Source organism: Undibacterium sp. TC9W, assembly GCF_049339865.1.
Lineage (GTDB): Bacteria > Pseudomonadota > Gammaproteobacteria > Burkholderiales > Burkholderiaceae_D > Undibacterium.
In genome coordinates this window covers 68,814-91,407 of sequence record NZ_JBMPPJ010000015.1, presented here as the reverse complement: position 1 = coordinate 91,407, position 22,594 = coordinate 68,814, and the positions used below count along the sequence as shown (strand labels likewise).

General features: G+C 52.0%; 21 protein-coding genes. 18 read left to right on the top strand and 3 right to left on the bottom strand.

The genetic code is table 11. From position 1 onward, the window contains the following. Positions 1–85: 85 nt before the first annotated feature. Positions 86–2,233 (top strand): S9 family peptidase, encoded by a 2,148-nt coding sequence (locus ACO0LN_RS20330; RefSeq protein ID WP_422976892.1) that lies wholly within the window; start codon positions 86–88, stop codon positions 2,231–2,233. A gap of 76 nt (positions 2,234–2,309) precedes the next feature. Next, positions 2,310–2,702: a VOC family protein gene (locus ACO0LN_RS20325; RefSeq protein ID WP_422976890.1), complete on the top strand. Its 393-nt coding sequence runs from the start codon at positions 2,310–2,312 to the stop codon at positions 2,700–2,702. Between the two features lie 53 nt (positions 2,703–2,755). On the opposite strand, the gene ACO0LN_RS20320 is transcribed toward ACO0LN_RS20325, so the two are convergent. Continuing rightward, entirely contained in the window at positions 2,756–3,520 is a 765-nt protein-coding gene (locus tag ACO0LN_RS20320) for a substrate-binding periplasmic protein (protein ID WP_422976888.1), read from the bottom strand. 443 nt (positions 3,521–3,963) lie between these two features. Here ACO0LN_RS20320 and ACO0LN_RS20315 point away from each other — a divergent pair, with 443 nt between their 5' ends. From ACO0LN_RS20315 to ACO0LN_RS20285, 7 genes are all read left to right on the top strand, one after another. Then, positions 3,964–4,476 (top strand): DUF1269 domain-containing protein, encoded by a 513-nt coding sequence (locus ACO0LN_RS20315; protein WP_422976887.1) that lies wholly within the window; start codon positions 3,964–3,966, stop codon positions 4,474–4,476. A gap of 165 nt (positions 4,477–4,641) precedes the next feature. Continuing rightward, complete coding sequence (locus ACO0LN_RS20310; protein WP_422976885.1) at positions 4,642–5,376, top strand: ABC transporter ATP-binding protein; 735 nt, start codon at positions 4,642–4,644, stop codon at positions 5,374–5,376. Then, complete coding sequence (locus tag ACO0LN_RS20305; RefSeq protein ID WP_422976883.1) at positions 5,376–6,932, top strand: putative ABC transporter permease subunit; 1,557 nt, start codon at positions 5,376–5,378, stop codon at positions 6,930–6,932. The genes ACO0LN_RS20310 and ACO0LN_RS20305 overlap by 1 nt, the downstream gene beginning before the upstream one ends. A gap of 92 nt (positions 6,933–7,024) precedes the next feature. Beyond that, the gene (locus ACO0LN_RS20300) at positions 7,025–8,266 is read left to right on the top strand and encodes an efflux RND transporter periplasmic adaptor subunit (protein ID WP_422976881.1); all 1,242 of its coding nucleotides are present in this window, start codon (positions 7,025–7,027) and stop codon (positions 8,264–8,266) included. Beyond that, the gene (locus ACO0LN_RS20295; protein WP_422976879.1) at positions 8,266–9,021 is read left to right on the top strand and encodes an ABC transporter ATP-binding protein; all 756 of its coding nucleotides are present in this window, start codon (positions 8,266–8,268) and stop codon (positions 9,019–9,021) included. The genes ACO0LN_RS20300 and ACO0LN_RS20295 overlap by 1 nt, the downstream gene beginning before the upstream one ends. Beyond that, entirely contained in the window at positions 9,018–10,241 is a 1,224-nt protein-coding gene (locus ACO0LN_RS20290; protein WP_232063136.1) for an ABC transporter permease, read from the top strand. The genes ACO0LN_RS20295 and ACO0LN_RS20290 overlap by 4 nt, the downstream gene beginning before the upstream one ends. Positions 10,242–10,288: 47 nt before the next feature. After that, positions 10,289–10,684 (top strand): YccF domain-containing protein, encoded by a 396-nt coding sequence (locus ACO0LN_RS20285; RefSeq protein WP_422976876.1) that lies wholly within the window; start codon positions 10,289–10,291, stop codon positions 10,682–10,684. A 69-nt stretch (positions 10,685–10,753) separates the two neighbouring features. On the opposite strand, the gene ACO0LN_RS20280 is transcribed toward ACO0LN_RS20285, so the two are convergent. Then, positions 10,754–11,410, bottom strand: coding sequence for a thiol:disulfide interchange protein DsbA/DsbL (locus tag ACO0LN_RS20280; RefSeq protein ID WP_422976874.1), 657 nt, complete (start codon positions 11,408–11,410; stop codon positions 10,754–10,756). 367 nt (positions 11,411–11,777) lie between these two features. Here ACO0LN_RS20280 and ACO0LN_RS20275 point away from each other — a divergent pair, with 367 nt between their 5' ends. From ACO0LN_RS20275 to ACO0LN_RS20250, 6 genes are all read left to right on the top strand, one after another. Beyond that, the gene (locus ACO0LN_RS20275) at positions 11,778–12,281 is read left to right on the top strand and encodes a hypothetical protein (RefSeq protein WP_422951971.1); all 504 of its coding nucleotides are present in this window, start codon (positions 11,778–11,780) and stop codon (positions 12,279–12,281) included. A 144-nt stretch (positions 12,282–12,425) separates the two neighbouring features. Then, entirely contained in the window at positions 12,426–13,559 is a 1,134-nt protein-coding gene (locus tag ACO0LN_RS20270; protein WP_422976872.1) for an SMP-30/gluconolactonase/LRE family protein, read from the top strand. Next, complete coding sequence (glpD, locus tag ACO0LN_RS20265; RefSeq protein WP_422976870.1) at positions 13,556–15,118, top strand: glycerol-3-phosphate dehydrogenase; 1,563 nt, start codon at positions 13,556–13,558, stop codon at positions 15,116–15,118. Before ACO0LN_RS20270 ends, glpD begins: the two co-directional genes overlap by 4 nt. Positions 15,119–15,310: 192 nt before the next feature. Further along, positions 15,311–16,165, top strand: a complete 855-nt coding sequence (locus ACO0LN_RS20260) for a DUF1700 domain-containing protein (RefSeq protein WP_422976868.1) — start codon at positions 15,311–15,313, stop codon at positions 16,163–16,165. 68 nt (positions 16,166–16,233) lie between these two features. Then, on the top strand, positions 16,234–17,037 hold the full coding sequence (locus tag ACO0LN_RS20255) for a head GIN domain-containing protein (RefSeq protein WP_422976866.1): 804 nt from the start codon (positions 16,234–16,236) through the stop codon (positions 17,035–17,037). A 354-nt stretch (positions 17,038–17,391) separates the two neighbouring features. Further along, a complete protein-coding gene (locus tag ACO0LN_RS20250) occupies positions 17,392–18,498 on the top strand; it encodes a substrate-binding domain-containing protein (protein WP_422976864.1) in 1,107 nt (368 codons plus the stop codon). A 183-nt stretch (positions 18,499–18,681) separates the two neighbouring features. Here the strand turns inward: ACO0LN_RS20250 and ACO0LN_RS20245 are convergent, their stop codons facing one another. Further along, a complete protein-coding gene (locus ACO0LN_RS20245) occupies positions 18,682–19,848 on the bottom strand; it encodes a diguanylate cyclase domain-containing protein (protein ID WP_422976862.1) in 1,167 nt (388 codons plus the stop codon). 124 nt (positions 19,849–19,972) lie between these two features. Here ACO0LN_RS20245 and ACO0LN_RS20240 point away from each other — a divergent pair, with 124 nt between their 5' ends. The 3 genes from ACO0LN_RS20240 (at position 19,973) to ACO0LN_RS20230 (ending at position 22,539) form a co-directional block, all read left to right on the top strand. Then, positions 19,973–21,220 carry a TIGR03862 family flavoprotein gene (locus tag ACO0LN_RS20240; RefSeq protein ID WP_422976860.1) on the top strand — a complete coding sequence of 416 codons (1,248 nt, stop codon included), beginning with the start codon at positions 19,973–19,975 and terminating at the stop codon, positions 21,218–21,220. A 615-nt stretch (positions 21,221–21,835) separates the two neighbouring features. Continuing rightward, a complete protein-coding gene (locus ACO0LN_RS20235; RefSeq protein WP_422976858.1) occupies positions 21,836–22,327 on the top strand; it encodes a YbaK/EbsC family protein in 492 nt (163 codons plus the stop codon). Next, on the top strand, positions 22,324–22,539 hold the full coding sequence (locus ACO0LN_RS20230; protein ID WP_422976856.1) for a DUF1289 domain-containing protein: 216 nt from the start codon (positions 22,324–22,326) through the stop codon (positions 22,537–22,539). The genes ACO0LN_RS20235 and ACO0LN_RS20230 overlap by 4 nt, the downstream gene beginning before the upstream one ends. Positions 22,540–22,594: the final 55 nt, after the last annotated feature.

Below are 22,594 nucleotides of genomic sequence, written 5' to 3'. Positions count from 1 at the left end.
CCGCATTGCAGCAATGAAAGAAAAGTTTCCTTGTTTTGTTGGCATCGCTTTAGAATGCCCTAATTAATTTCATACAGGAGTTGAAGTGTCTATCAAAAAGATGTCTGTACTCATGTCAGCCAGTGTACTTGGTCTGGCAACTTCCGGTCTGGTGCTGGCCGCTGAGCCCACACCAGGCTCTTCTCCCGTGCCGCCCGTGGCAGCAAAGGTCAAATGGCAGGAAACCCGGCATGGCGAAGTTGTCACTGACGATTATCGCTGGCTGCAGAAAAAAGAAAATCCTGAGGTCATTGCTTACCTGAATGCAGAAAATGCCTATACCGAAGCACTGACTGCAGACATCAAGCCTCTGTCGGAAAAACTGTATGCAGAAATCAAGGGCAGGATGAAAGAGGTGGATTTGTCCGTGCCTGTACGCCGTGGCAATTACTATTATTACTCGCGTACTGAGGCGGGCAAGCAATATCAGCTGTATTGCCGCCGTCGTGCAGGCTCTGACATGGCCTATGACGACAAGGCCGCAGAAGAAATCCTGCTGGACCAAAATGAAATGGCCAAGGGACAAAAGTTCTTTGCCGTTGGTGGCAGCTTTATCAGCCCGGATGAGCAATTGCTGGCTTATACGACGGACACGGTGGGTTATCGCCAGTACCAGTTGCACATCAAGAATCTGCGCACCGGCGAAATACTCAGCGACAGCCAACCACGTGTGACGTCAATGGCCTGGGCTGCAGATAACAAGACCCTGTTCTATGTGCAGGAAGATGCCACCACCAAACGCTCCGACCGCCTGTTCCGCATGGAGATAGGCAAGCCGCCAGTAGAAGTCCTGCATGAGGCCGTCGAGCAGTTTGACCTGCAAGTCGGTACCACCCGCGACAGGAAGTTCATCGTTGTCAATATCCATGCCACTGATACCAGTGAAGTCATGCTGTTGGCGGCAGATAAACCGCAAGAAAAATTCCACAGCGTACTGGGTCGTGAGAAAGGCCACCGCTATCTTCTGGAACACCGCAATGGCGATTTGTATATCGTCACCAATAAAGACGCCAAGAACTTCCGCGTCGTACGGGCACCACTGGCAACGCCAGACAGCAAGCACTGGCAGGAAGTGGTCAAGCACGATCCTGAGGTACTGGTCTTTGGTGCCGATCTGTTCAAGGATTATATGGTTGTCACTGAAAAGACCCAGGCTCTGAATCGCGTCCGTATCTATGACTTCAACAACAAGCAATGGAAGACAGTAAAGTTTGATGACCCTGTGTATCTTGCCACCGGTGCGGGTACCCCTGAGTTTTCTGCCACCCGCTTCCGCATGTCGTATCAGTCACCGGTAACGCCAGTGACCACACTGGATGTGGATATGGCGACAGGTCAGCGCTATGTACTCAAGCAGCAGGAAGTCGTCGGCGGTTATGATGCCAGCAAATATGAGAGCCGCCGCCTGTGGATGACGGCCAGGGATGGTGTCAAGGTACCCTTGTGGGCGGTGTATAAAAAGGGTGTGAAACTTGATGGTTCTGCACCTTTGCTGTTGTACTCCTATGGCAGCTATGGCTATTCCACCGAAGCGACCTTTACCTCCAGCCGCCTTAGCCTGCTGGACCGTGGCGTCATCTATGTGCAGGCACATATACGCGGTGGCCGTGACATGGGTGAGCACTGGCATGAAGATGGCATGCTGATGAAAAAGAAAAACACTTTCTATGATTTCATCGACAGTGCTGACTACCTCATCAAACAAAAATGGACCAGCGCAGACAGGCTCATCATCCAGGGTGGCAGTGCCGGTGGTTTGCTGATGGGGGCAGTCGTGAACATGCGTCCTGACTTGTTCCATGCCGTGCATGCTGCCGTGCCTTTTGTCGATGTCATGAATACCATGATGGATGCGAGTTTGCCCTTGACCACGGGTGAATACCTGGAGTGGGGTAACCCGAATGAAAAACCGGCCTACGACTATATGCGCAGCTATTCACCCTACGACAATATTGCACGCAAGGCTTATCCTGCCATGCTGGTGACTACAGGTTTGAATGACAGCCAGGTCATGTATTGGGAGCCCGCCAAATACGTGGCCAAACTGCGTGATTTCAAAACCGATAAAAATCCTCTGCTGTTGAAAACCAATATGGCAGCGGGGCATGGTGGCGCATCAGGCCGTTATGATGCCCTGCGTGAAAATGCATTCAATATGGCCTGGATGCTGTCGCAATGGGGTATTAAAGAGTAATTGGTTAGTCATTAAGCTGGTCTTGTCCTGCATGATGAGACCAGCTTCAGTCTGTTGAAAAAATAAGGAATGAGACATGAACTTCGCTTACACCATTATCTATGTCCCTGACGTTGCCGCATCGCTGGCTTTCTTTGAGAAAGCCTTTGGATTTGCTACCCGTTTCCTGCATGAATCAGGCATGTACGGCGAGCTCGATACCGGTGCCACGACGCTGGCATTTGCCGCGCATGCCATGGGTGATATGAATTATTCCTGTGGTCATGTGGCTGCACACAGTTCAGAAAAACCGCTGGGCATGGAAGTCGCATTTACCACCGCTGATGTAGCTGCCGCTCATGCGCAGGCGATTGCTGCGGGTGCCCAGGAATTGTCTGCCCCGGCTGAAAAACCCTGGGGCCAGGTGGTATCTTATTTGCGTTGCCCTGATGGCAGCCTGGTGGAATTGTGCACGCCCATGGGCGGGTAGTACAATTCAAAACGATGATGAGAAAATCCCGCTTGATAATGAACCGAAGCTCATCAGCGGGATTTTTGTTCCCATGAAAAATATTTCTTTTGCAGTTTTTGTACCGTGCCATCTTTTTGCAAGTTTTCATAAGCCCTGCGCCAGGCACGTTCTTCTTCTTCGCTGACACCTAAAGAACTTGCCATATACAGCTCGGCACCACCCATGGTCAGCCCGGTGGTAAAGTCCTCAAGGCGATACCCAAATTCTTCTATCGCAGAGACCATCACCGGATAGCCTGAATAAATCGCATCGAGCCCACCCAGTTGCAATAACTTCAGCAGGCTTTGATAGTCTTTTTCAAAGCGAATATTCCGAAAATTTTGCGCATGTAATTCTTGTTCCAGCGAAGAGCCGCGCACTATGCCCACGCGCAAACCGCGCAATTGCTTCAGTGAGGCAATTTCAATATTGATACTGCCAGTGGCCATCGTACGTTTGCCAAAAAACCGGTTGGGTGTCGAGGTCAAATGGATCAGCCACTTGAAGCTGGTTTCCCGCTCTGCCGTTCTGTCCAGAGGGAAAACGCCATAAGTCTCGCCGTCTTTGGTCATCTTGACTGCTCTCGCCCAGGGGTAAATACTGAGATTGGGTTTGCGCCCTAGTTGGGCTGACATAGCCGTAATCAATTCATGCACATAACCTTGCGGAGCATTTTGCTGCAACCATAGATAAGGGGGGAGTTCGGCAGAGACCCATTTGATTTGCCCGTCGGCAGCGGGCTGCGCCTGACCGGGCAGGTTGAATAGCAAAGCAAGCAGGAAAATGAATTTTCTCATCTCAGTCTCATACTGCAAATGTAGCCCAATATAGCTTGATGTAGCAATTTTTTGGTCGTTTTACCAAGCTTGCAAATCTGGGTAAAAATCATGTTCCCAGAGAAATTCCAGTATTCAGGCTATGGCCGGGCAGGTCAAGCGAATTTTTATCACGTAGGCTGATTTTTTGTGCCAAATAAGTGTCCAGGCCGAGAGTAATTTGCCATTTGTATTTTCCTGGAATTGTCTATAACAATGATTAAGGCAGTTGCACATCCTGTCGTTTTTTCTGCTGGAGATTGTTGTAAAACCAAGATGGCCAGGCAAGCTTCAACAACAGGCCAGCTTATCTTGCAAGCAACCCGGCAGAGCATACGATGCTTGCTGTCTTGTTCCCTGACCATGGTGGTCACCGCGATATTCTCGCAAAGCCTCAGTGCTTTCTTACCTTGATGGAGATAGTCATGAGACGCAGACTGTATTTCATGTTGCCTGATCTGGCCAGCGCCAGGGCCATGTTCGATGAACTTTTACTTGCACGCATAGATGAGCGACACATGCATTTTTGCGCCAGGGAAGGCATGCTGCCAGCCGATATGCCGGAAGCCAATTCTTTCCAGAAAACGGACCTCATACATGGTGCCGAAGTTGGCATGCTCATCGGCGGTATCGCAGGCTTGCTGGCGGGTGGACTGTGGCTGATCTTTCCGCCTGAAGGCATGGAAATGCGCATACTCGCGGTACTGGTCTCTGCGATAGGTGGTTCGCTATTTGGCTCCTGGGCATCTGGCAAGGCGGCCAGGTCCATACCCAGTTCCAGTCTCCAGCCTTTCATGGATGACATAGAAAGCGGCAAAGTCTTGCTGATGGTGGATGTACCCTTCAAGCGGATAGCAGAAATCCAGCAGCTCGTCAGTAATCGCCACCCTGAAATCCGCTTTGGTGGTGTTGATCCACATGTGCCGGTATTCAGCTAAAGGACTGGTAAAGGGCTAGTAAAGGGCTAGTAAAGGTCTATTCTTTTCATGCACGCACCTTGTCTTTGCGGCCAGGGTGCAGCATCTTTCTTGCTCCAAAACGCCTCGCTTGCATAAGCGCCAATTCGGCATACAATGGCTGGTTTTTAGACAACATTGCCGAACATGACAGCCACTGCCCTGGAGTTGCACGCGCTTTGCAAGAATTTTGGTCGCCCCGCCGTTGAGAACCTGAACCTCACGGTGCGCCGTGGTGAGTTATATGCCTTGCTGGGGCCCAACGGGGCAGGCAAGACCACGACATTGCGCATGGTGGCAGGGCTGATTTCTGCAGACAGTGGCAGCATACGCATACTGGGGCAGGAGTTGGCTGCCGACCCTGCGCTGGCCAAGAGCAAGCTGGCTTACCTGCCTGACGACCCGATGTTGTATAACAAACTCAAACCTTTTGAGTATCTGGAATTTGTCGCTGGCCTGTGGGGTATAGCAGCAGAAGTGGCCGAACCCAAGGCGCGTGAATTGCTGGAATGGCTGGATTTACTGAAGCATGCAGACGAGCTGACCGAAGGTTTCTCGCGTGGCATGAAGCAAAAGCTCGCGCTGGCGGGAGCATTGATACACCAGCCTGAACTGATCATCCTTGATGAACCTCTGACGGGTCTGGACGCAGCCGCTGCCAGGCAAGTCAAGGATGTTTTGCTGAACCATGTCAAACAGGGGGGCACAGTGATCCTGACCACCCATATTCTAGACGTGGCAGAGCGCCTGGCAGAACGCATAGGCATCATACAAAACGGCAAACTGATTGCTGAAGGCACGCTGGAAGAATTGCGCAGCCAGACCAGCCAGACAGCGGGGACACTGGAAGAAATCTTCTTGCAATTGACGGAGCCCGCATAATGGCAGCCTGGCTGAAATTGAAACCGGGCAGCGCCGCCTGGTTGCTGGTGCATGAATGCCGTCTGGCATTTTACGATATGGGCGAGAGTAAGCCCGGTCGTGCTGCAGCGCGTGGTATGTCGGTGTTTGGCATGTGGCTGATAGGCCTGATGTATGTCTCTGCCCATGTCGGTGTCTGGCTGCTGATGCGCAAGATGCCGCCCTTGCAAGAAGCCGTGCCAGCGCCCTTGCTGATGGGCGCTGGCATCGCGATGCTGGCGGTGTTCAGCTTCATGCTGTCGCTGGGTTTGACGCGCAGTGTGCGCGCCTTGTTTGAGCGTGGTGACCTGGATTTGCTGTTGTCTTCACCCTTGTCATCAAAAACCATTTTCCAGGTCAGGCTGACGGGTATTATTTTTTCCGTCGGCATCTGGTTTTTTGCCTTGCTGACACCGGTGGCAAATATAGGTTTGATACTGGGCCAATGGCGCTGGCTGGGGATTTATCCTGCCTTGCTCGCCATGACTGTGCTGGCTGCAGCGCTGGCCATGTTGCTGACACTGGCTTTGGTAAAAAGTCTGGGAGTACGCAAGACCAAGACTGTAGCGCAAATCCTTGGTGCACTTACCGGTGCCGGCATGTTCATCATCAGCCAGTTATTTGGTAACCTGGGCAAGGAAATGCGAGACGGCGTACTGCAACATATCATGCCCTGGTTCCAGCCTGGCGGTGCACTGGATGCTGAGAGTCTGGCGTGGATACCGGCAAAAGCGCTGTTTGGCTCACCAGCGGCGATAACGGGTTTCCTGCTTTTCAGCGGCTTGGTTTATTGGTTGACAGCGCAATCCACCCATCGTTTTTTTGTCACTGGGGTGCAGCAAGCAGTGGGGCAGCAACGCAAGGCAATACCAGCAGGCGGACAGAATGCCGCACAACATGCCACCCACTTTGGCCGTAGCTTGCGGGCCACCATCATCGTCAAAGAATGGCGCTTGATTGCACGCGACCCGAATCTGATTTCCCAGGTCTTGCTGCAATTACTGTACATCGCCCCTTTGTTCTTTTTGATTTTCAAATCCAAGGCATTATTGCCTGGCGTGGCGTCTGGACTGGTGTTCCTGGCGGCTTCATTGGCTGGTTCACTGATCTGGATCATCATCGCTGCTGAAGATGCGCCTGATTTGTTGCAGGCAGCGCCAGTCAAGGCTAATCTCATTCTGACCAGCAAACTGCTGGCGGCGGTCTTGCCGATATTGATGCTGATCTTGCCTGCGTTGTTGTGGCTGTTGATACAACAATTTTTGCTGGGCCTGGCCGTCATCGCCTGTACCCTGGCGGCAATGCTGAGTTCGGCGGTGATTCATTTATGGCAATCCAGGCCTGCCAACCGTGCCCAGTTCAATAAACGCGGGCAGACGCAATTAATGGCGGGTTTGCTGGAGGCTGCCACCAGTTTTTCCTGGGCGGCCTGCATTGTGGTCGGCATGTTATATGGTGTCTGGCTTGCTGTGCCCTTGTCGACTGCTGCACTGGCTCTGGGAATAGCCTGGTTTTCCCGTATTGAACGAAATCTTTAATCATTAGTCTATAAATCTTTCATTATTGGTCTATATTTACTCAATTTTTTAGTCTATCGCTGCCTACCTAACAATCTGGGATATCTCTTACCATGCCTGTGTTCACGAAGAAACGCGTTTTTGTAGCCATTGCTCTTTTACTCGTTGCTGGTGCAGTTGCCACGTATTATCAGAGAGAAAACAACAAGGCCAAGGAAGAAGAACCCAAATACAAAACCGCCGTGGTGGACAAAGGCAATATCACACAGACAGTGACTGCCAGTGGCACGCTCAATCCGGTGGCACTGATCAATGTCGGCTCCCAGGTGTCGGGTACGGTGGTGGAATTGAAGGCCGACTTCAATGACCGCGTCAAGCAAGGCCAGGTCTTGCTGAAACTCGACCCGACCATCTTCAATGCCCAGATCAAGCAAAGTGAAGCCAGCCTGGCATCTGCCGAGGCATCAAAACGCCTGGCCCAAGCCACGCTGGAACGTAACCAGAAGCTGGTCACACAAAACTATATCTCTGGTACCGCCATGGACCAGGCTAAACGCGAAGTCGAAGTGGCAGATGCGAATATCAAGCTGGCACGTGCCCAGCTTGACCGTGTCAAGGCTGACCTCAATAACAGCGTCATACGCTCACCTATAGACGGTGTCATCATCAAGCGCACTATTGATATGGGGCAGACCGTGGCGGCATCTTTCCAGACGCCTAACCTGTTCCAGATTGCGCGTGACCTGACCAAAATGCAGATCGATACCAGCGTATCGGAAGCCGATGTTGGCTTGCTCAAGGATGGTCTGCCAGCGCGTTTTGTCGTCGATGCCTACCCTGACCGTGAATTTGAAGCCAAGCTGCGCCAGTTCCGCCTCGCGGCGAATGTGCAGCAGAATGTGGTGACCTATAACGTTGTGCTGGATGTCGATAACAAGGATGAATTGCTGAAACCCGGCATGACAGCGCAAGTACGCCTGGTCGTTGGCAGCCGTGAAAACGTCGTGCGTATCCCTACCGCAGCGCTACGTTATAAACCTAGCGAAGAAGAACAGGCCAAAGAGGCAAAGGCGCTCAAGGACAAGGAAAAAAATGCCGGTGGATCAGCTACTGCCTCAACTGCCGCCAGTGCCAATTTGCCAGCGCCTGAGGTTGATGATGACGTAGCCTTCCGTACCAAAAAAGACCTGACCCGCACCTTCAAACTCTACAAACTCGATGACAAGAACCAGGCCAAGACCGTCGATGTCAAAATCGGCTTGTCGAATTTCAAATATACCGAAGTCATCTCCGGTGATTTGAAACCTGGTGACAAAGTCATTACCCGCGCACTGGATAAAGCCGGGGCACGCTGATGAGCGATACCCTGATAGCGATACGCCAGGTGAGCAAGAGTTATTTCTCTGGCAGTGTAGAAACCAAGGTCTTGCATGGCATAGATGTGCAGGTGCCGCGTGGCGATTTTCTGGCCGTCATGGGCCAGTCCGGCTCTGGCAAATCCACGCTCATGAATATACTCGGTTGCCTGGACCAGGCAAGTAGCGGATCATATTTGCTCAATGGTGTTGATACCCTGAGCCTGTCACGTGCAGAACTGGCAACCATACGCAACCGTACTATCGGTTTTGTATTCCAGAGCTTCAACCTCATCAAGCGCATGAGCGTGGCAGAAAATGTCGCCCTGCCTTTGATCTACGCTGGTGTCGGGCGTGACAAGGCACACAAGAAAGCATTGGTGGAACTCGAAAGAGTGGGGCTCAAGGAGTATGCCAAACGCCTGCCAAATCAATTGTCTGGCGGCCAGCAACAGCGTGTTGCTATCGCCCGTGCCCTGGTGGCTGATCCGCCCCTGATTTTGGCGGATGAACCCACTGGCAACCTGGATACCCAGACCAGTGAAGACATCATGCGCTCACTACAGCAATTGAATGCAGACCGTGGCATCACCATTTTGCTGGTCACGCATGAGCCGGATATTGCAGCCTATAGCAAACGCCTGGTACGGCTCAAGGATGGTCATGTTTTATATGATGGCCCGGCGGCAGAAGGCTTGCGCCAACTGGCAGCCTCGCATGCCGAATACTCAGAAGCACAGGGAGGTAGCAAATGAATTTCCTCCAGGTTTTTATAGAGGCATTCCGTTCCATGAATGCCAACCGCTTGCGCACGGCCTTGACCATGCTGGGCATTATCATCGGCATTACCTCGGTCGTCATGATGCTGGCCGTTGGTGAAAGCGCGAAAAAATTCATTGCCAAGGAGCTGGAAGTATTGGGCAGCAATCTGATGATTATCTCGCCTGGTGCCAACCGTACCCAGGGCGTGCGCGCGCGTACTGGTACTGCGCCTTCATTGTCGGTAGAAGATGCATTGGCCCTGAATGATTTAAGCAGCCTGAATGGCGCTGCGCCTGCCTTGCAGGGTTTTTTCCAGCTGACGGTGGGTAATGATAATTCCAATAATGCCGTGCTCGGCGTCACGCCAGAAATGTTCAAGGTGCGTAACTGGAAAGTCGATCAGGGTAATGAATTCAGCGATTCCGACATCCGTGGTGCGGCACGCATGGTCATCATAGGCAAGAAGCTGGCAGACCAGTTCTTTTACAAGGACAACCCCATAGGCCAGTTCGTACGCATCGACAATGTGCCCTTCCAGGTGGTTGGCGTCTTGCAGGGGGAGGGCCGCATGTTTGATGGTGGTGACCTCGGTGAGATGGTGCTGATCCCGATTACTTCTGCCCGAGCGACTCTGATGCGCAGTCCTTTCCCACGCAATGTGCATTATGTCGTGGTGCAGGGCAAGAGCGACAAGCAGTTGAAGGAGGCAGAAGAAGACATCAAGGACATGTTGCGCGACCGCCACCATATCAAGGCTGGGCAGGAAGATGATTTCCGCATCGATAACCTGGCCTCGATAGCCGAGACTGGTGCCAAGATCAGTGCCGGGCTGGCAGCCATGCTGGGTGCCATCGGTGCTATCTCTTTGATTGTGGGTGGTATAGGCATCATGAATATCATGCTGGTGTCAGTCACTGAACGTACCCGCGAAATAGGCATACGCATGGCGATTGGTGCCAAGCCGCGTGATGTGTTGTTGCAGTTCCTGACCGAGGCCGTAGTGATTTGCCTGGTTGGCGGTATCATAGGCATTTTGCTGGCGATGGCGGGGGCGGCGGCGATTACTTCTACTGGCAAGCTCGAAGTCGTCATCGGTTTGCAAGCGATGGTGGTGGCCTGCGGCTTTGCCAGCTTTGTTGGCATCTTCTTTGGTTTTTATCCGGCACGCCGCGCTTCACGTTTATTACCTGTTGATTGTCTGCGCTATGAGTAATACAGGTTTACGACTAACAAATGAGAAAAAATAAGGAGTGACGAGCGATGAGTTTACTGGGTAATATTTTGTGGCTGATACTGGGCGGATTTGTTACTGGCCTGGCCTGGTGGTTTGCGGGTCTGCTCGCCTTTATCAGCATCATCGGCATACCCTGGGGTAAAGCTTGCTTTGTTATCGGGCAATTGAGTTTCATGCCTTTTGGTAAAGAAGTCGTCAACCGCGCCCATGTCAGCGGGCAGGAAGACATAGGTACCGGGGCACTGGGCATGATAGGCAATATCATCTGGTTCATCTTTGCCGGTATCTGGCTGGCCCTGGCTCATTTGATGTCTGCCCTGTTTTGCTTTGTCACCATCATCGGCATACCTTTTGGCATACAACATCTGAAGCTGGCAGCAATTGCTGTCGCGCCTATCGGTAAGACGGTCGTGGATAAATAAAGCCAGAACAAAAAAACAAAAAAGCTCAGGATTTTTAGTCCTGAGCTTTTTTTGTTTTGGTGCAGCGGTTTATTTCTTGCTCTTCGCCATCAGGCCTTCAAGTACCTGCATGGTCGCTGCGCCCAACTGGTCGCGTGAAATATTGCTATTCGCGCCACCTACCATTGAGGGATTGGTCAGGAAACGGCCATCGACGACAAAGGTTGGGGTGCTATCAACCTGGTAGCTGGAAACCAACTTGCCCAGACTTTGCAGTTTGCCAAGGACAGAGAAAGAATTATAAAAACTCACGAACTTGGCTTTGTCTATGCCATTCTTGACTGCCCATGCAATATTGTCATCGTCGCTGGACAGGCGGTTTCTTTCCACATGCCAGCTTGCCAGTACCTTGGCATGCAGGCTGGCTTCCAGATTCATGGCTTCCAGTGTCAGGAACAGATGTGCTTCCGGGTCTTTGGCACCAGTCAGCGGCAAATGGATGCGGCGGAAAACGATATTATCGCCCTGTTTTTTCACCCACTCATTGATGGTTGGTTCCAGCGCATTACAGGCCGGGCAGTGGTACATGAAAAATTCTATGATTTCAATTTTCTTGCCCGTGGCCTGGGTGGCTTGCGGGTTTTTGAGGGTAATGAAATCGCTACCTTCTTTTGGGGCGGCTGGAGAGGCGAGCGCTGTTGCAGAAACAAAGCCCAGGGTGACAAGTAATAAGCGTAAGAAGCGCATGGGTTCCTTTAATCAGGTAGCAAAAATTGGGTAGCAAAACAAGCGCCTGAGCTTACCAGTATTTTGGCAATTTGGCAGAGACTCAGCACATTAGCGGTTGAAGACTGCTGTTGGACACGCAATTGGCGGAATTGTTCACGGATATGAAGTCTTAATACAAACAGACTATAAATTGCGACATATTCATGAAATATCTTTAAATAGCAGTGCAAACGACCAAAATCTTGCGCAAAAACTTGCATGACGCCGGTATTCGTAGAAAAATGAACTCGTACTCCCCGTCCCTGACCGGAGTGACGGGGGAGATGTCAGCCCAGCAGCAATCACCGCTTTAGCCCAGATTAGCCCAGACTATGGAGCATCTGCAATGATGACCGTGCCCATCGTGATTGACTTCGAAGCCTCAGGCTTTGGCAAAGGTAGCTACCCTATTGAGGTAGGTTACTCGCGCCGTCATGGCGAAGGCTGGTGTACCCTCATCAGGCCAGAATCTGACTGGCAGCACTGGGACGTCCATGCTGCCCGCATACACTGCATTCCGCGCGAAATTCTGGTGGAGAGAGGCAAATCAGCCAGCCTCGTGACCGAGCAATTGAATACCGAACTGGCCGGCATGACGGTGTATACCGATGGCTGGACCCAGGACTACGTCTGGATGGCGCTCTTATATGATGCAGCCGACAGGGTGCCGAATTTTCGTCTGGCCGATTTGCGCGAGATCATTAGTCCACAGCAAGAGGGCCTGTGGCATGCAACCAAGGACCAGGTGCAGGAAGACTTGAACATTTCACGCCACCGTGCCAGCAATGATGCACGGATTTTACAGATGACCTGGTTACGCACCTATGACGCAGTGCACTGTCACGGCTAAGAAACTGCATATACCTTTGTTTGTCTTCCCGCAACATCCTTTAAAATAAATATCAAAATTATATTCAGGCAGTGCAAAATACAGGCTTGCCTGAATTTCCCTGCGGGAAATTCGTTTGCAGGGTCTGGAAATGCGAGGAGATGAGTGTTGAAAAAATGGATCATACGCCTGTTATTGCTGTTCATAGCCCTGATAGCGATCCTGGCAGCCTATCTCTTGCTGGCACCTGTGCCTATCAACCCGGTTGCCTGGCAGGCTACTCCGTTTGCCGGTTATTCACCACCGCATGCACGTAATGAAAAACTGGCGGCGCTAAATACCATCGATATAGGCGAAGAAACCGGTCCCGAGCATATCGCCATGGGGCCGGATGGCAAGCTGTATGCCGCTGTCACGTCCGGAGCGATGTTACGCATGCAGCCAGATGGCAGCCAGCGTGAAGTCTGGGTCAATACTGAGGGCAGGGTGTTGGGCTTCATGTTTGATGCGGCAGGCAATATGATTGCGGCAGATGCGTTTCGCGGCATACTCTCGATTTCACCTGACAAGCAAATCACTGTCCTCACTGACAAGATAGGCGACAGCCCCATCCTGTATGCCGATGCCGTTGTCGTTGCCAAATCCGGCAAGATTTATTTCACGGATGCCAGCCAGCGCTTTGGTGCCAAGGAATCTGGCGGCACCTTCCAGGCCAGCGTACTCGACATCCTCGAACATTCAGCTACCGGGCGGGTGTTGGAATATGACCCCGCCACGAAACAGACGCGCCTGATTGCCGATGGGCTGTGCTTTGCCAATGGTCTGGCACTCAGTGCTGATGAACAAAGTCTCATCGTTGCTGAAACCGGTGAATACCGTATCTGGAAAATAGCGATCACTGCCGACTCCCTGCATATCAAAAACAAGCCGGATAAAAAATTGGCCACTATCCTGCTGCGTGATTTGCCCGGCTACCCCGACAATCTCATGCGTGGCCGTGATGGCCGTATCTGGCTGGGCCTGGCCAAGCCACGCGGTGCGGCGATTGATAACATGGCAGAGAAACCCTGGCTGCGCAGCATTACCCTGCGTCTGCCACGCGTATTGTGGCCCGTGCCACCAGCTTATGGTCATGTGCTGGCATTCAATGAGGCTGGCAAAATCGTCGCTGACTTGCAAGACCCGACCGGGCATTATCCAGAGACCACAGGCGTCACCGAGACCGAAGACCGCCTGTATATCCAGAGCCTGCATGCGCATGGCATAGGCTGGTTACCGAATCATCTGGTCAAGAAATGAAAAGCATGCCCGCCATCCCTGAGGTCGATGTACTCGTCATCGGTGGCGGTATCAATGGCGCTGGCATCGCCCGCGATGCTGCAGGGCGTGGCCTGAGTGTGCTGTTATGCGAAAAAGATGATCTGGCCTCGCATACTTCATCAGCATCGACCAAGCTCATTCATGGTGGTTTGCGCTATCTTGAATATTATGAATTTGGCCTGGTGCGCAAGGCCTTGCAGGAACGTGAAGTGCTCATGCGCTCTGCTCCGCATATTATCAGCCCTTTACGCTTTGTCATGCCACACGACAAAGGGCAGCGTCCGGCCTGGATGATACGGGCTGGCTTGTTCCTGTACGACCACCTGGCGAAACGTGAATTGCTGCCCGGTGCAGAATCCATCAATTTACAGAAACATATAGCTGGGCAACCTCTGCTGGCAGACTTTCGCCGTGGTTTTGCCTATTCCGATGGCTGGGTCAATGATGCCCGTCTGGTTGTCTTGAACGCCATGCACGCGGCAGAAAAAGGGGCAACCATCATGACGCGCACCCGCTGCGTGTCGGCCAGGCGGCAGGCTGAACACTGGCTGGTGCAATTACAAAAGGCAGATGGCAGCATGATGATGGTGCAAAGCCGCAGCCTGGTGAATGCCAGTGGCCCCTGGGCCATCAACACCTTGCAGCAGGTCCTGCATCAGGGTGCAGTCCAGCATTTGCGTCTCATCAAGGGTAGCCATATCGTCGTGCAGCGCCTGTTTCATCACCCTTATGCGTATATCTTCCAGCATCCTGATGGCCGTATCGTATTTGCCATACCTTATGAGCAGGACTTTACCCTGATCGGCACGACCGACCTGGATTACCAGGGTTCGCTTGACGAAGTAGCGATCAGTGAAGCGGAAGTCGCCTACCTGTGTGAGCTGGCCAGTCATTACTTTACTCAGGCCATCAGCCCTGCCGATGTGTTGTGGTCATATTCAGGCGTACGCCCGCTGGTGGAAGAAACCGTGGGAACAGGCAAGGAAAAAGCCGCCGCCCTGACCCGCGATTACCGGCTGGAACTTGATACTGCCGGTGCACCGGTGCTGAACGTATTTGGTGGCAAGATCACCACTTACCGCAAACTGGCCGAAGAGGCCTTGTCCATGCTGGCACCCTTGCTGAATAATGCCAACTCTGCCTGGACAGAACATGCCTGCCTGCCAGGCGGTGATATTTATGGCGAAGTGCCAGAAAACCGCGCCGTCAGTGAATTTCCCTTATTCATACAACAATGCCAGCAACAATATGCCTGGCTGCCGCCGCATCTGGCAGAACGCTATGCCCACGCCTATGGCAGCCGGATCCACGTCTTACTTAAAGATAAATATTCACTGGCCGACATGGGCGAGATGCTGGTGCCGGGTCTGTATGTGGCTGAAGCGGCCTATCTGGTCAGGCATGAATGGGCGCGCACGGTTGATGACATACTCTGGCGCCGTAGCCGCCTGGGCCTGCATTTGCTTGGAGAAGACAGCAGTCATTTGCAGGAATGGCTGGACCGGCATATTGCGCAAATCCTGCCAGCTATTCTCTAGCCGGTATCCGCCTGACATGCAGATGTCATAGCAAACTACTATCATCCTCGTTTCCTGGTGCAGCATACGGCTGCTGACTATCCCCAAGTTTCGCAGTTTATCCCCAGAAATTTGCGCACTGTCGCAAGTCTGTGGCTAGCTTTCCCGGCTTTGCTTATTCTGATCATACCAAATCAAAAACGGGAGATGGCCATGAACAAAACTGCATATATGAATGCACTGCGCGAAGCCCTGGATGGCTTGCCCGCAAACGTCATTGAAGACACCATGTGGGAATATGAGCGCAAGTTCATTGATGCCATGGTGGCTGGCAAGTCTGAAGAAGAAATCGCTGCGGGTTTGCCCAAGCCTGAACTGCTGGCGGCACAAAAGAAAGCCAGCACACGTTATCAGGCATTAAAAACGAATTTCAGCATAGGCAATGTGGCAGGTTTGCTGGTCGCACTGATAGGCCTGATGATTTTCAACCTGTTCATGCTGATCCCGGCAGTGGCCTACTTCAGCCTGCTGTGCTCAGCCTATATAGTGGCCATGGTGATGTATGTGGCTGGCATAGGCATTACTGCAGCCAGCATCTCTGGTGTTGAGCAGTTCAGCTTTGATATCCCCGTTGGCAGGCACCATGTACATAATCATAACGATAGTCATCGCATCCGTAATCACAATGTCAGGGTGGATGTGACAGAAACAGGTATCCTCATTGATGGTGAAAAACAGGATGAACATGGCCAGGCGGCAGCTTCGGTATCCGCCGCACTGGTAGCGGCATCTGCGGCTTCGGCTACATCAGCTACATCAGCAACAGCCTCAGCCGCGTCTGCAACTGTGGTCACACGCACGGTCAGCACAGAAAGCCAGACAGAAAAGCTGCATGTAGAGCTTGGTAATCACTTTTCCGGCACCAAGTTATTCTCAGGTTTGGGTTTGCTGCTGGCTTCGATAGCCCTGATGATGTTGAGCATGTTCATGACCAAATACACCTTCATCGGCTTCAAGCATTATTTACGCTGGAACTTGTCGCAATTACAGCTGGGTCATGCAGCCTGATGAGTCCGCAGTTTTCGATTTTTAGTTTTACTTGGTTTTGTAGTTTCATTTAGCTTCAGGAGGAAAAAATGAAAAATATCATACGCACAGGCATAGGCATGTTGGGTCTGGCCGTCGTGTTGACGGCATCCAGCGTGGTCTTCATGAGGGCGCATGCCAGCAATGTTGTCAGTAGCGGCTCGGCAGCCAGTGAAGTACGCCCGGTGACGGCATCCATTGTCAATATTGTACTCAGCGGCCCTATAGACCTGGCACTGAAACAGGCGGCAACGCCAGAGCTGCTGGTCAAGGGCGATGCCAAGCTGGTGTCGCGGGTAACCACCAGGCTGGAGGGCAATACCTTGTTTGTCGGTACCCGCGGGATCTATATCTCCGTCGGCAAGACTGAGCAAACCAGGATAGAACTGAGTTTGCCTGGCCTGGAAAAACTGCAAACTTCTGGCAGCGGTGACGCCGTCATCAAAGGATTCAAGGGCAATAAACTTGAAGTAAGCCTGCAAGGTTCAGGCAATATCAACCTTGATGGCGATTATCAGCAAGTATTTGCCAGCCTGAATGGCAGCGGTGACCTGAACCTGGGGCTGGGTAATAGTGAGTTGCTGGAGCTTACTTCCAACGGCTCTGGTGACAGCATCCTCAAAGGCCAGGTTAAAAGCTTCACTGCCAGATTGTCGGGTTCCGGCGATTTGAAAGCAACTGCACTCAAGAGTGCCGTGGTCAACCTGAATTCCATGGGTTCATCCAGCAGCAAGGTATTTGCTGGCCAGGAAATCAAGCTCAAAGTCACTGGCAGTGGCGATGTGCATGTGTCTGGCAACCCGGCGAAACGCAATGTAGAGCGCCATGGTTCTGCAGATGTGCATTGGGAGTAAGCAGCTTATCGCATGACAATCACATGATAATCAGGTGTTTTAATACAGGATAAACCCAAATTGGTGCAGCTTGAACTGTTGTTAATTGGTTCGTCTTAGTAGGTGTTGTTAAAAAGAATGAAATTTTCTACAGGGAATTTTTACTTGTAGAAAATTTTATTCTTTATATCATTCATTTTTATGCTTAATATTCGACGCTGAGTCCCTGGTACTGAAACTCTATTTACTTGACGCTTTTTTCTGCAATAATCATTGCGCAGTTGTAAGTATTTGTTTCAATCGAAAAAATTAAAATTTGTGTGTGCGTTGTGTGTGCATGCAGATGTTTCTGACCAACCTGACCTGCCAAGAATCATGACTGCTACCAAAAGTAAGTGCCTTACCGCGTTATTTGTTGTGTTCAGCTTTATCAGTGCTGCTGCCGCGCAAGAAAATCCCATGCAGTTTCTAAGCCGTGCCAATGCCAAAGTGGCCAGGGCCGCGTCTTTGAAAAACCGCTGGGAAGGCCCAGATGATGGTCCTGCATTACACAAGAAAAAGAAAATCGTTTTCATCGCAGCAGACCTGGGTGATGCGGGCGTCAGCAGTGTATTTAACGGCGTGCGCGAAGCCAGCACCGCCGCAGGTTGGGAAGTGTTGCCTATCAACTGTCGTGGCCGTTGCAACCAGGGCGCATCCATCATCAGCCAGGCGCTGGACATGAAAGCCGATGGCATCATCCTGGCAGGGGTAGATGTCACCAGCCAGAGCAAGGGTATGGCAGCAGCAGTCAAGGCCAAGATCCCCGTGGTTGGCTGGCATGCCTCGGTCAAAAGCGGCCCGACTGACGGCTTGTTCACGAATATCGCCACCAATCCCAAAGAGGTTGGACAATTGGCTGCCCTGTATACGGTGGTCGATTCGAACAACAAGGCTGGCATCGTGGTCTTCACAGACTCAAGCAATCCTTTCCTGCTGGCCAAATCCACGGCCATCGTAGAAACCATACGCCAATGCGAGGGTTGCAAATTACTGAGCCTCGAAGACGTGCCTCTGGCAGAGTCTCATATCAAGATGAAGGGTGTCGTCGAAAGCCTGGTCAAACGCTTTGGCGCGAAGTGGACGCATGTTATCGGCGTCAATGATTTCTATTTTGATTTGCTGGAAGTGCCAACGACAGCCAGCCTGGTTGCCAGCAATAAACTGGTCGCTGTCGCTGCCGGTGATGGTTCACCCACAGCCTACAAGCGCATACGTGCCAACAGCCTGCAAACTGCAACCGTGCCTGAACCCTTAAGCATGCATGCCTGGCAAATCGTTGATGAACTGAACCGTGCTTTCTCGAATGCCGAGCATAGTAACTATGTGAGCGCCCTGCATCTGGTGACGGCGCAGAATATTGCGTATGACGGCGGACAAAAGAATATGTTTGAGCCGGCAAATGACTTCCGGAGTCACTATCAAAAGTTCTGGTCAAAATAGAAATGCTGATTAAGCTACTGCGCGGCCTTATTTTTAGCCTGCGGGTTGGTAAATTCGTCACCGTACTAAAGTACGATTGCGCTTCTTAACTCAAACTAAGGCCGCTCGCTACGCTTACTCAGCATTTCTGCTGTAGTTGTTTTTGAAGATGAAAAAGCCGGTTTGATTTCCGGCTTTTGTTTTTTATGCGCGCTGGGTTACAGCTGCCAGGATGTTTTCTGGGACTGACTTGTCGATGTACATGCGTTGGTCGGCGGTTTGCATGAGTTTGTCGGCGCTGCGGCCATCTGTCGGGAACAGGGCGCTGCCGAGGGCGGCTTCGATTTCTATGGTGTGTCCTTGTATGGTGCAGGGGCCTTCGAGTATTTTCTTCAGGCGCAGCAGGGTGCTGTCCAGTTGGGATTCCTGGTTGACACCAAAGGTCAGGGCGACGAATTCATCGCCGCCTATGCGGCCGACAAAATCGGCGTGGCGGCAAAAACTTTTGAGGCGTTTGGCCACTTCCTTGAGCAGCAGGTCACCGGCCTGATGGCCAAAGCGGTCATTGACTGACTTGAAATGGTTCAGGTCTATCAGGATAAAGCCAAAGCCCTGCTGGTTGCGCCCGCTCTGGGCAATCGCCTTGTCCAGCACTTCATCGACATGACGGCGGTTAGGCAAGCCGGTGAGCACATCTTCCCTGGCCATTTCCAGTATGCTTTTCTGGGCCCGCAGATTACAGCAGACGCTGACACCATAAGTCCAGCCCAGCAGGCACAGCACCACGATAAGATAGATAAAATTCAATAAGGGATGCTTGGCCAGTTCAGCATTGTTGTTGGAAATGAAAGCCAGATGCCAGCGCATGATAAAACCTATCGCCATGATGCTCAGGGAAATCGCGCCTATGCAGGCTGCCAGCAAGTCGAGGTCGCGGGTTTTCCAGATCAGGATAAATGCCGTACTCAGCATCAGGCTGGCAGCAATAACGTCATGGAACAGATAACGGCGTATCATATCGTCCCGGTTGATGAAGGCCAGCAGGATGAACGCCGGGATCAGTATCAGACCCCAGCGCCAGCGTATCTGGGATGGATAGCCGCGAAAACGCAGTGTGCCTTCCAGCATCAGCAGGGTAGTGGTCAGGGTCAGGGAATTGTTAAAGGCGACGATCAGGGACATGGGGATGTCGATGAGGGGGATCAGGCGTATCAGCAAAAAAGCCGGTGCCACCATCGATGCCGCCGCCGCCCAGACACCTGTACCGGGTATGTCGCGGTTGATATGCCAAACCGCCAGCATGACCAGCATGGAAATCACGCTGATGCAGGCAACTACTAAATCTAGCGTAGCACGATCCAGATTGACCATAGGGGTACCTGGTTGTAACTTCTGGTGAATTCAGGCAGATACACATCAGCTTTGCTTGCAGGGACTGGTGCCGGGAAGCAGTACCTGCAAAACCATATTATGACGCAAACTTATGCAAACAAAAGTGAGTAATTATCATCCTCCACAAGCCAGCAGCGTTGCCGTTATCGGTGCCGGGCCAGCGGGACTGATGGCTGCCGAAACCCTGGCCCTGCGGGGCATCGCTGTCGATGTCTATGATGCCATGCCTTCGGCAGGACGCAAGTTTTTAATGGCAGGCAAAGGGGGCATGAACCTCACACATTCTGAAAATTCTGTCTCTTTCATGACACGGTATGCCGAGCGTGAAACCCAGCTTACCCCCATGATCAGTCAGTTTGATGCAACAGCCTTGCGTGCCTGGGTCAAAGATCTGGGCATAGAAACCTATGTAGGTAGTTCTGGCCGGGTGTTCCCGGTTGATATGAAGGCCGCCCCCCTGTTGCGTGCCTGGCTGCACCGTCTGCGTCAGCAAGGTGTGCGTTTTCATATGCGGCATCGCTGGCTGGGCTGGGATGAGCAAGGCCAATTACGCTTTGCCACCCCGGATGGGGAAACCTGCCTGCCTGCCAGGGCACAGGTATTTGCACTTGGTGGTGGCAGCTGGGCCAGGCTGGGATCGGACGGTGCCTGGGTAAGCCTGCTCAGGCAGCGTGGCATGGATGTCGCAGATTTGCAGCCCGCCAACTGTGGCTTTGATCTGGACTGGAGCACATTTTTCAAGGACAAGTTCGCCGGGCAGCCTTTGCTCACAGTGGCAGCCAGGGTAAAACACAGTACTCAGCCCATGCGCAAGGGGCAGTTTGTCATCACCTCTACAGGCTTAGAAGGCAGCCTGATTTATGCGCTCTCTGCTGCGCTGCGTCAGCAATTGCATAGCCGGGGCAAGGCAGTGCTGGAGCTGGATTTATTGCCAGACACGCCGCTGGAAAAAGTGCTGACAGAGCTTGAGCATCCGCGTGGTTCACGTTCGCTTTCCAGTCATTTGAAAAGCCGTCTGGGTCTTGATGCATTAAAAATGTCCTTGCTGCATGAATGCCTGGATAAAACAGAGTTCAGCCAGCCACAGTTATTGGCACAGGCCATCAAGGCCTTGCCAGTTGTGCTCAAGGCTACCCGCCCCATCGATGAAGCGATCAGCAGCGCCGGTGGCCTGCGCTTTGAAGCCCTCGATGAAAATCTCATGGCGGTACAGCATCCCGGCCTGTTTTTTGCTGGTGAAATGCTGGACTGGGAAGCGCCCACTGGTGGTTACTTGCTGACCGCCTGCTTTGCAACTGCAAGAGTTGCAGCATGCGGAGTGATTGACTGGCTTACAAACAATGTTAATTAAGGCATCTTGGTTCTGCTCATACAGGGAGAAGACTGTACAATACAGTTTCCGTAACGCATTATTTCCTCTATTTTAAGTTAGTTATACATGTATTTTTCAGTATGAGTGAGTCCCGAGCATCAGTGCGCACCAACGTTACCTGGCGCGGAGCAATTCAGGTAATACCTGGCAAAATTGTTCCTGCCAAGATCATCAACTTTTCTGGAACTGGCATTCAACTACAATGCAGTGTCGCTCTCAAAGAAAAGACAACTTACCAAATGATGATGGAGGTACCGAGCCTTGGCGATGCGTCACGTCGTACACAGGTCGTTTGCAAGGCAACTTGTATTTACTCCATACTTAGTGGGAACGAATATCGCGCTGGCATGAAATATTTTGAAGTGCATGAACAACACAGGGAATTGTTGGCAGCATGGCACGGCTAGTGCCTTAGTGCATTGATACTCGGTTGCAAATGTCCCTTATGTTGCCTCTCAAGTTTGCCGCTCCAAACGTAGTATCTTCGTTAGCGGCGCCTGGTTTTTTAGTTTTGAAACATCGACTAAGTGCCTCTTCGAGCATGCATTGATTGCTTGTGATATAAACAGTTTTTGTCACAAATTTTTGTTTGCCATGTCACCAAACTCTGCATTACCCGAAACCGCCCAGCGCGTTGCCCAATTACTGCACAGCCTGGGGCATGACCAGACTGTGGTGATGTTGCCAGAAACTGGCAAGACTTCTGCCGAGGCCGCTGCAGGCCTGGGTTGCCAGGTTGCCGAAATCGCCAAATCCATCGTCTTCCGCCGTCTGGCCGATGACGTTGCCGTCATGGTCGTTGCCAGCGGCATCAACCGCGTCGATGAACACAAGGTTGCGGCCATCGTTGGCCCGCTGGGCAAGGCTGATGCCCGCTTCGTCAAGGAAAAAATCGGCTATGCCATAGGCGGCGTCTGCCCTATCGGCCACGTAGAAAAAACCGTCATGCTCATCGATGAAGACTTGCTGCAATACCCGCATGTGTGGGCGGCTGCCGGTCATCCACATGCCGTCTTCAGACTGACACCTGAGCAATTGAAAAACATGACAGGTGCACCTGTCGCTGATGTGGCCTTACGCGCATGAATATCCTGTATGAATTTGACCCGGCCCAGTTTGTCCTGAAGCCTGGTGCGACCGTGCCTTCACCCTGCGTGAATATCTGTCGCATGGATGAGAAAACAGGCTTATGCAGTGGTTGTTACCGCAATATCGATGAAATTATTTGCTGGAGCAAGGCAGACAATCACAAGAAGCTGGAAATCTGGGATCTGGTGCAGCAAAGAATGCTGCCCTGAATATTGCTCAAGTTATTGCTCAAGTAGCGCACATGCCATCACGAAAGGATAGTGA